This window comes from Flavihumibacter sp. CACIAM 22H1 (assembly GCF_001601815.1).
In the GTDB taxonomy this organism is placed as follows: Bacteria; Bacteroidota; Bacteroidia; order Chitinophagales; family Chitinophagaceae; genus Flavihumibacter.
On the sequence record NZ_LUKG01000023.1, the window covers coordinates 22,622 to 32,324 of the forward strand.

At 37.1% G+C, this 9,703-nt stretch carries 8 protein-coding genes; all 8 read right to left on the reverse strand.

Annotation, left to right across the window (positions count from 1 at the left end):
* Positions 1 to 1,106 (reverse strand): hypothetical protein (locus A1D16_RS08520; RefSeq protein WP_290708937.1); only part of this gene is annotated, 1,106 nt, incomplete at its 3' end.
* Positions 1,107 to 1,113: 7 nt separating this feature from the next.
* A complete protein-coding gene (locus tag A1D16_RS08525) occupies positions 1,114 to 2,370 on the reverse strand; it encodes an EpsG family protein (RefSeq protein WP_290708938.1) in 1,257 nt (418 codons plus the stop codon).
* Complete coding sequence (locus A1D16_RS08530) at positions 2,367 to 3,524, reverse strand: glycosyltransferase (protein ID WP_290708939.1); 1,158 nt, start codon at positions 3,522 to 3,524, stop codon at positions 2,367 to 2,369. The genes A1D16_RS08525 and A1D16_RS08530 overlap by 4 nt, the downstream gene beginning before the upstream one ends.
* Positions 3,508 to 5,847 (reverse strand): polysaccharide biosynthesis tyrosine autokinase, encoded by a 2,340-nt coding sequence (locus A1D16_RS08535; RefSeq protein ID WP_290708940.1) that lies wholly within the window; start codon positions 5,845 to 5,847, stop codon positions 3,508 to 3,510. Before A1D16_RS08535 ends, A1D16_RS08530 begins: the two co-directional genes overlap by 17 nt.
* Positions 5,848 to 5,856: 9 nt before the next feature.
* Complete coding sequence (locus tag A1D16_RS08540; RefSeq protein ID WP_290708941.1) at positions 5,857 to 6,564, reverse strand: polysaccharide biosynthesis/export family protein; 708 nt, start codon at positions 6,562 to 6,564, stop codon at positions 5,857 to 5,859.
* 80 nt (positions 6,565 to 6,644) lie between these two features.
* On the reverse strand, positions 6,645 to 7,613 hold the full coding sequence (locus A1D16_RS08545; RefSeq protein ID WP_290708942.1) for an NAD-dependent epimerase/dehydratase family protein: 969 nt from the start codon (positions 7,611 to 7,613) through the stop codon (positions 6,645 to 6,647).
* A 20-nt stretch (positions 7,614 to 7,633) separates the two neighbouring features.
* Positions 7,634 to 8,593 carry a glycosyltransferase family 2 protein gene (locus A1D16_RS08550; RefSeq protein WP_290708943.1) on the reverse strand — a complete coding sequence of 320 codons (960 nt, stop codon included), beginning with the start codon at positions 8,591 to 8,593 and terminating at the stop codon, positions 7,634 to 7,636.
* 12 nt (positions 8,594 to 8,605) lie between these two features.
* A partial coding sequence (locus A1D16_RS08555; RefSeq protein WP_290708944.1) for an oligosaccharide flippase family protein occupies positions 8,606 to 9,703 on the reverse strand: 1,098 nt, incomplete at its 5' end.

Genomic DNA, 9,703 nt, shown 5'->3' on the forward strand with positions numbered 1-9,703 from the left:
ATTTCAGCCAGTGCGGAAAGCGGAACAAATTCTGCGTCAGGCCATTTAGTAAGAATAGTACGAAAAAGCTTATCCAGTGCTTTTAAACCGAAATCGCGGTTTTCGGTTTTTATTCCGCCCATAAAACAGACCCTGTGATTACTTATTACAGCGGGTTGTTTTCTATCAAATGCCTGTTTGACCTGTTGTAAACAAGTTTCTACCTCGTCTTTTGCTCCATAGTAATCGGGTTCAAACACAGCATTTCTCGAAAAATAATGACAACCGGCCGCTGCTTTTTGCCCCATGTAATGTAGCCGTTTTTTATATTTACCTTCACCAACGGGCTCTGTTCTGAATCTAGCCACGTCTACCAGTTTTATTCCTGCTGTAGAAAGCGCAGGTTCCATCCCCGAATTAAACAAAAGCGAAGGAGCAATAAAGCAGGATGCTTTTTGTTTGAAAATTCTTTCAAACGTTCTCAAGCCGTCTAAAGCAGTTTCAATATGGCTTTTTATTTCTGACGAATTCGCCAAATCGAAGGAAGCGCCGATACCTCCAAATCCTTTTTCTCTTTGATAGCCACCACTTATCATAAAAAATGATTCGCCAAAAGCTGTTTTAAATATTGGCACAGCATTTTTTAAATAGTCTAACCACCAATTCGTATTCAAATGTTCCCTACCATGAAATTCAGGCACAAAAAAACCTTCATTCATTGCAGCCAACATTTTATCAAGCACCTTGTCAGATGCGTAGAACTCTTTATAAATACTATCAATAGGTTTATAATAATAGTTATTGAAAGCGTCTGCTTCTATTTTCTCATAATCTGGATTGGCTAAACAGGTAGCCGCAGTAAGCACAGGATTACGTCCATGAAGGTCCTTATAGCTGCTCAATACGTTAAACAATCCATCAATATCATCGTTCGTTTCAAAGGCATCCAATTTATCAAACCGGTTCAATTCCATGTTAATGCCCAATTGAATTAATGCATCACGCTGGGCTTTATCCCTTATTCTTAAACTGCCCCAGTCATCAGAAATAAATACGATCAGCTTACGGTTCGTTTTTACCTCGCGCCAAGAAATCAGTTCTTTAACAATAGCTGTCAAAAGGCTCATAAAAAAATTAAAACAACCAATCCTTTACGGGAAAAGGCAGGTTATACATGGTTGCGATAACCGGACCCGGCATAAACAGGACGGTATTCAGTGTATCTGCCCCAACCCTGATAGAAATTAATACTTTCAACAAAAATGGGAAGGCGCAAATTATAACAAACCAATTAAGTTTAGGCATTTTATAAATACTGGAGTAAAAATAAACCAACATAGAAATACTGAACAGCATAAAAACCGATCTGAACCTTGCTCCGGAGGGTATCAGAGATGATAGGTTCGAGAAAGACAGCACTAGTAGTGAAAAACAAAACAGACTTAAAAAACTCTTCGGTACGGTAATTTTTCTAAGTTTTATATATACAAATATCAGATGGGCAAGTACGAAATAAAAAAGCAATGGAGTATACAGTTTCATAAACCAGGCTGCTGACTGATTTAGATCTGTAACATACTCAACATAATCTTCATGCAAATACCTATTGGCTTTTGTAGATAAAGAACCATCAAAAGATGCAGCCAATTCACGTAAGCCCTGAAGATCCAACTCTGAAATAAAAAGTGTGAGAATTGATACTATAAAATAAATATTCTTTCTATCTCCCAGCAAAAGGTATAAAAGCAGCACAATATTCAATGACAAAAAGCTAAAATGTACAAAACATACGCTTAGTGCCAGCAGCAGATATTTTTTATTTCCATATACAAGTATCATGTAACTGGAATAGAAAAACATCCAGGATGCTGTCCAAAAACGAAATCCATTTATTTCAAAGATTGGGATTATCCAGGGAAAGAAGAGAAAAAAGACCAGCGCATTAAAATTTCTTGATTCTATATATTGCTGGTATGCAATTTTTATTGATTTCAAATAAAAAAAACCAAAAATTGCCGCGAAACATACAAATAGTAGATAATGCTCAGAAGTAACCCTGGAGATAAGGAAAACCAGTCCAGGCTCCAATAGATCTACTGAACCATTTTCTGCATACAAAGAGGGGAGAAATTCATCATAGGATACACTTTTATTATATGCAGCCTTGAGGTTATTTGCGTAGCGCTGACCATCCATTGCCGGATTGATCACAAATGTGAGCCCGTATAAAAGAAAAAATAGGTATATAATAACTCCATTTAATCTCCCTCTTAAATTCCTCAATGCCAATAAAAAGCCCAGGAAAGGCCAAACCAGGAAAGCGATGATCAGATACCTGGCGCCGTTATCCGCTTTTGCAAAGCTTTTATCTAAAACAACTTCCTGATTCATGAAACTGAGCTATGATTCAAAAGTTCCAGAAAGTTTTTTGTTACGTTGGTTATATTATACTCTTCTAAATTCTTTATCTTCCATTGGCCCTGATAATTGCCTTCTAGAAAAGCCATTAGCAGCGCCTTATCGGGAGATGCCGGGAAGATATTCATAATCGGCCTTCCAGACAATGAATAATCAATCAGTTTACTGGGTACCTGGTGCATTGTTCCATTGTCAAAATTGACCAAAAAGTCCATTTTTGCAAGCCGTTTAATCAATTCGACGCGATCAATGGCTTTATGCAGTACTACTTTATCTTCAAGACCAGTGATCTTATCCTTTAGTAAATCCAAGCCGCCGGTTGCATATATATGAAAAACAAATGGACGATCAATTTGGGACAACAATTCTAATAACTTAAACGGACTCCTAACTCCAGTTGCTGCAATTCCACCGCAGTAAGCAAATGTGGGAATATTATTGGTGGAGTACTCCTGCTTTATTACAATGTCCTGGAAATTAAAGCCCTGGGGAATAACTTTAATTTTATGGTGAAATTCCTGATAGTAGGATTTGATAGCTCCCTGGGTAGGAACAGTCAGATAATCGACTTTCCGGCAAAACCATTTCTCCAGGAAGGAGAAATAAAAAGGGTATCTGAAAGATTCCAATGTATTGCCCATAAACGGATCACCACAATCTGCGACCCATACATTTGCCAGCTTTTTATCTTTTCTTCTTGCCCAGGCAACTCCCCAATGCACGGCATATGGAACCGCTATACTTACAAGTAAATCCTGTTCTTGTAGTTGTTTCAGTTTTGACTTTAGCTTCCAGGTAATTTCAATATTCGGATAATCAACCAGCATAAATAACAAGCGACCAAGCTTCCGCTTTAATTCGCCCAAAACTGGTATCCCGTTAGATCGTAGAGGTTTAAATCTCAGTTTCCCGTAGCTCAGGACGCTGACGTTATACTCACGTTCGAACGCCGTATAATCATACTCTTTATCGTTTGTATAAACAGTTACCTGGTGTCCTTCCCTGGCAAATTGTTTTGCCAATTCGGTAGCTCTGAAAGATCTTGGGGTATTTTCGGGAAAGAAGCCCTTTGCCACAATGCATATTCTTTTCGCTTTATTATCCATTCTATCAGTTTCTCTTTCCAACTATTCGTTTGAATTTTGCCAACAATGATGGGCTGGTTCTTTTTTCAGAATAGCCATACCCATATCCGTAATATCGCATCCTTTTAAAGGGTATAGCATTAAAAACAATGTTTAAGGAAGGCAGGCCGCTTTTCAATTTCAAGTCATTGATAAACTCAGCAAAATTACGATCGGTGTAATTATAACGAATGATATAAAGACAGATATCCGCAAACTTGCCCAGCAACCGGGCATCAGAAACGATTCCAACGGGCGGAGCATCAATTACCACGTAATCAAACCTAGCTTTCAGGTAGGCAAACAACTCTTCCACTTTGGGGCTTAATAAAATATCAGCTGGGTTTGGCGGCAGGGGTCCTGAACCAATTACCGACAAACCTTCAATACCTGGAACCGTTCGGATGATTTCATCAATATTTACATAATCAATCAGATAGGTAGTTAGGCCAATGCTTTTATCCAAACCCAGGTATTGTTGAATTTTTGGCTTGCGAAGATCCATTTCCAGTAACACAACTGATTTGCCTGCTTTGGCAAGACTAATGGAAAGGTTTGCAGACACAAAACTTTTCCCTTCACCACTTTTGGAAGATGTAAACAAGATGGATTGGCAATTGTCAGATTTTCGAAGAAAAGAAATATTGGTACGAAGTTCCCGGAACTGTTCATTGATCATTGAGCGCATATTCCCATGATTAATGAGGCCGGCTGCCCTTTCCTCTTCAGAAACCAATTCCAACTGACCCACCACGGGCAATTCCAATGATTCTTCAATTTCATTTTTATATAGAAATCTGGGATTGGCAAATTCCCTGAAGAAGATTATCAACAATGCAATTCCGAAGAAAAACAGAAACGAAAGCATATAAGCAAGTTTCTGTTTAGGTTTCTCCAAACCCATTACTTCCGGAAGATCAATGATTCTGTTACTTGGTACAACAGAGGCAGACTGTATTGCAGCTTCTTCTCTTCGTTCAAGAAGATAGGTATAAATAGAATTTTTAATGGTTTGCTGTCTGCTTATATCGAGTAACTTCCGTTCTTTTTCCGGTATGGTTCTTAACGCGTGTTCCGCACTTTTGTTGGTAGATTGAAATTTAGACCTGTTACTTATCAGAGCCCTCTCAAGGTTATTTATACTTTCAAGAATACTCGGCCGTAGTTTGCTAACTTGCTCCTCAATAGCCAGGAGCTGTGGATTTTTTGGACCGGATAAGGTCTTTAATTTATCATATTCTAACTCAGCCGTATACAATTGGTTTAACAAGCTTAATAATAGGGGGTCAGTTAGCCCTAGGGTAGCTGGTGCGGGAGCCTGCTGCATGTTTCTTTTTGACACATACCCCCGTAGATCGTCCAGAATCTTAAGTTGGACGTCAATTTGCGAAATGGACTTATCCAATTCACTCACCTGGCTCAAAAAAAGTTGTCCCTCATAGGAGAGATCAATTACACCAAATTTGCTTTTGAACGTTTCCAGATTACCTTCAATTGTACTTAATTCATTGGCGAGTAAATTAAGTCTTCCATCAACAAAATCCATGGTATTCTGAGCTATCCTTCTTTTGAAGCTTACATAGTTCTGGTTATAAACATCCAATAAAGAATTTATTATCTGTACCCCGCGGTCCGGAACAGTCTCAAGTATACTAACATCTATGATAGAAGATTCTTTGGTAATAGGGCTAACTGTCAGTGCACTCCTGATAGAATTTACGGCTTGTTGTAAAGAAACAATTTGCAGCGTAATTCCATCCTCAAGCTTTACCTGCTCGTTAACTTTCCAACGGATAATTCCGAATGGGCTATTGACCAGCGAATCAGCAGGATAGGTACTACCCGCAAAACTTATCTGATTATCATCAGTGGTAAAAATAACTCCATCCACTGATTTGGCAATCTTATCTGGTTCATAGAGTACCAATTGAATAGGTGACTTTTCACCATAAATCGGCGTTGTAATTACCTTCCCCTCCTGCTTGAACCTTGCCTGAAGAGACATTCTTTTCACAACTTCAGACAACAAGCTACGTGACCTCAGTATTTCAACTTCCTTTTCAACCTGGTTATAATAACCTGATCCATCAAATTTAAACCTTAAAAGATTACTACTCTGCCCCTGTTCATCATCACTGATCACCAGCCTTGCCTGAACTTTATGTACTTTAGGCGTATATCGCAGGTACAACATGCCAGATCCAACTGCTAATATAAATGCCAGAATTAATAAAGGCCAATAGTCAAGTGTTCGTCTGATTATTGTCTCTATTGGTAATCCAAAAAAATTATTACCTGATTTGGATATGACTTTATTCTCTGACATCACAAAAATTTATCTGGAGATAGTTAAAATAATTGCCAGCAACGATAAACTTCCCGCTGCTAATGAAATGAACTGAGGCAGCCTTTCACGGGCAAAAAACTTAGCCGGTGCGGGCTCTACATATATAACATCATTGGTTCTCAAATAGTAGTATGGTGATGTAAGTAAATCCTTACTTAAAAGGTTTACTCGCCCAATTGTTCTTTGTCCATTTATTTCTCTAATAACCAACACTGTTTCTCTTTTTCCCATAATGGTTAAATCACCTGCCATTCCCAGTGCTTCTAAAATGCTGATCCGTTCATTGGGAATGGTGATAGATCCGGGCCTTGCAACTTCGCCCATTACCGTAATTTTATAATTCAAAAAGCGGACATTAACTACCGGTTTACTCGTGTAGTCGGCAAATAATACTGCAAGAGAGTCTTCCAATTGGATACGGGTCAGCCCTTCTACTTTTAATCTTCCCACATAAGGTAATTTGATCGTACCATCCGACTCTACCAGGTAACCAAAAACCTGGGCTCCCTGGTTGGAAACAGCAGCAGCGCCCTGTGTAATTATTCCCGCTGCAGAATTCAACCCGATCAAGTCAACACTATTAGGGCCTCCTACAGTGACCCATAATAAATCGTTCTGTTGTATAGGGTATTCGAAAGAGAGCTTCCCCTTTAACAGGCTATCCGACAGAACAGGTGTATCTTTTAAATCATTCAAATACACCATTTTTCTGGAAGTTGTGCAAGAGAACAACATCAATAGAAATAACACCAAAGCGGTGTGCTGAAATCGGATCATCATGTTGTAATTAATTTGATTGACTCATTTTTATACCAGTCCGCGGTGTAGGAAAGTCCCTGTTCAATTTTAATCAAATCACTATATTCAAGAAAGGTGGAGGCTTTATTAATATCTGCAAGTGATTGAAGTATATCACCCTGGCGAACCGGTTTATATACTGGCTTTGCGGATGTACCGGTTATACCGGCAATCAGTTCCCATAGTTTATTTAGACTTGTTGTTTCACCACAAGCGATATTAAATACTTCATGCCGTCCGGGAATTGACAATTTAAACATACCGGCCAGGTTTGCTTTAACTACATTATTAATATACGTGAAATCCCTCGTAATTGACCCATCTCCATTTATAGAGGGGGATTCATTACGAAAAGCGGCCTTAAAAAATAGAGGAATGACGGCAGCATAGGCTCCGTTTGGGTCTTGCCGTGCACCAAATACATTAAAGTATCTAAATCCGGCAATTTGCATCCCATAAGTAATTGCGTAAGCCCTTGCATAAATTTCATTCGTTAGCTTAGTAGCTGCATACGGAGAAAGTATCTGTCCAGTTTTAGCCTCCACTTTCGGCGAATCGGGCAAATCACCGTATACAGAAGAGGAGGACGCATATACTATCCTTGAAACCATGTTTTTTCTACAAGCCTCGAGAATATTTACAAATCCATTCACATTAACATTATGCGTTGTAATGGGATCTTTAATACTCCTTGGAACAGAGCCTAGTGCCGCCTGGTGGCAAACGGCATCCATGCCTTCAGCTGCTTTTACGCAGGCCTCCAAATCCCTGATGTCCTCCTGATAAAACTTAACTCTGGGATCGTGTAAAAATGGCTCTATATTTTTTAAATATCCAGTACTGAGATTATCCAGTATATTAATTTTTTCTACTTCATCTATTTTAAGCAGGGCTTCAACGATATGGCTTCCAATAAATCCGGCACCTCCTGTAACAAGTATATTCATTCTCTAAAAATTGATAAAACTTAACTAACAAATTTTTTAAGGGCTGTCAGAAATAAATTATGTTTAAAAAAAAGAAAAACTGATTTATTTAGCAGCCAATAATATATTGATTTATTTTTTTTACTGTTCAACAAGCCTCTAATAGTTCCAATAAATTTTTCTTTCGCCTTAATTTCAAACGAAGTATTAGTATATGCTTCTAAAATTTTCTCCTGCACATTAATTGCCTGTAGTACAAACTCTTTCTTTGTATTTGATCTGGATAAGCTTTCGGGAAGTACTGTTATAACAGTGGGTTTTATATCCGGCAGGCACATAAACTTCCCTTTTTGCTCAAGAATAAACCAACTGAATACATCTTCCTGAATAACCTCCAAAAATTGTGAAGGAATTTCTTCAGAAAAATTAACATGCATACAGGTTGAAGCTTTTGGAAAGGATTTTTTTAACTCCGATTCATGCAAGTAGGAAGTGGATTGTTTATCGAATTCAGCTTCCACCCATCCATGATAAACCAACGAGTAGGATGGGTTATTTAATAGAAAATCTGATTGTTTTTCAAGCTTAAATTCGTCTTGCCAAAAATCATCGCCAGAGCAGATGGCAATATAGTTACCTCTGGCCTGTAATAAGGAATAAACATATTGAAAGATGCCACATGGTTTTCCAAGAACTTTGATATTGTTTTCGCGTTTATGCAAAAACAACCGGATCATTTGTGGAAATTTTGTGGCGTACTCAATACAAATTTCTCTTGTGCCATCTGTAGAGTCGTCATCACAAATTATTACTTCGAACCCTTTACTGCACTTTTGTTGTAATACTCCTTCAATTGCACTTTTAATGAAATCAACTTGTTGGAATGTTATTATTATTACAGAAATAACTGGATTAGCAACACATTTGATTGCAGAGTTTTCAAATTCGAAAACCGGGTATTTAATATAAAAATCTTCAACTATTTCTTTCGACAAAATCATATTAATATAATTCTATCTAGAATAGAATTTTTTTAGGAAATTACGACGAAGCTCAATTCTTCTATCTAAAATAAAAAATGTTGACACTAATAAAATGGAATAAATAAATGATGCGACTATATAAAACAAAATATTCTTCTCAAATAAAAGTGACATCAAAAGAGATACAGTGCCAAATAATAACTGGAAAATAAAAACACGAATAAACTTTTTCGATAAAGAAAAATCATACTTGATCTTGGCAACAATCCACATTTGAAGAAAATGCAGTATATATCCAACTAAATATGAAACACCAACCCCATTAAGTCCCCAGAATTTATAAAATATAATATTTAAGATAAATAAATAACAATGTGTAAATATTTCGTTATAAAAGAAAAGCCGAGAGGCTCCTTTTGCCAAAAAAAGATATGCAATAGACCAAGATGCTGCTTTAAAATACACACCATAGGCAGCCCAAATACTCATGGTTCTTATAGAATTAAATTCACTAGAATATAATAGAACGAGTGCCCAATCAATATAAAAAATAAATCCGCATAAAATTGGTGACAAAATAATAATTGCCATTTCTAATTGCTGGTTAATTTCATCCCTACATTGCTCATTATTACTAGCAACAGAAGCCAGTCTCGGATAATAATCTGTAGCCATTGCAGTAAAAACCAATCCAACATAGGTCCCAATTATTGCAAATCCTGCGTTATAATATCCAACATCAATAAGACTACCTTGATTACTTAAATAAATTCTGAATAAATACGAAAAACCAGTTGACGCCAAGTTACTTATGCTTAGAAAAAAACCTAAAGTAATCATCCCCTTTGCTTTGGTAAATAGGGCCTTGCGAGGCAAATAAATTGCTTTAATATCAAGTCTTTTTGAATAAATAGTTGAAAATATGAATGAAAGAATTGAACTGCACAATATAGACATTGCAATACCATTCTCCTTAAAGAAATAATAAAGTGGTAAGGAGAAAATTAAACCAATAATCCCCCCAAAAACTGAAGCTTTTGCTAATTCTGCAATTTTTCTCGTGCCTTGAAGTAATACTTTTTGACCGGCACTTAATTGATTAATTAATAGTGTACACGCAACAATATA

What these genes read in the sequence shown, in the direction of transcription:
- A1D16_RS08525 (WP_290708938.1), bottom strand. Translation starts at nt 2,370, where the DNA reads ATGAATCAGGAAGTTGTTTTAGATAAAAGCTTTGCAAAAGCGGATAAC.
- A1D16_RS08535 (WP_290708940.1), bottom strand. Translation starts at nt 5,847, where the DNA reads ATGTCAGAGAATAAAGTCATATCCAAATCAGGTAATAATTTTTTTGGA.
- A1D16_RS08545 (WP_290708942.1), bottom strand. Translation starts at nt 7,613, where the DNA reads ATGAATATACTTGTTACAGGAGGTGCCGGATTTATTGGAAGCCATATC.
- A1D16_RS08550 (WP_290708943.1), bottom strand. Translation starts at nt 8,593, where the DNA reads ATGATTTTGTCGAAAGAAATAGTTGAAGATTTTTATATTAAATACCCG.